Here is a 266-nt window from a genome sequence, read left to right as displayed (position 1 = left end):
CTGCGGTTCCACGATCCTCGGCACGAGCGCGGCGTTGAACGCGCGCCCGGCCTCCGCGCCGAGGTGCGCGTCGAACGCCTCCCGGTCCCGATACCGCTCGAAGACGACGAAACGGTGCGGGTCCTCGGCTCTGCGATAGACCTCGAAGGTCTCGTTGCCGGGTTCGGCCCGCACGCTCTCCGCATACTCCTGGATCAGGGCGTCGACCTCGTCGGCCGCGGCGGGCAGCGCCGTGAACTCGGCGGAGAGGACGACCTGGCTGTCGC

General features: G+C 71.1%; 1 protein-coding gene. It reads right to left on the bottom strand.

Annotation, left to right across the window (positions count from 1 at the left end; all coding sequences use genetic code 11):
- Nucleotides 1-266, bottom strand: a 266-nt coding sequence (locus R0J87_RS21160; RefSeq protein WP_498888741.1) for a putative quinol monooxygenase, incomplete at both ends; no start/stop codon positions are given.

This window comes from Halomonas sp. SIMBA_159, assembly GCF_046536035.1.
GTDB classification, from domain to species: domain Bacteria; phylum Pseudomonadota; class Gammaproteobacteria; order Pseudomonadales; family Halomonadaceae; genus Vreelandella; species Vreelandella venusta_A.
Note: the sequence above shows the minus strand (reverse complement) of the source record. Positions and strands in the feature narration are given on the sequence as shown.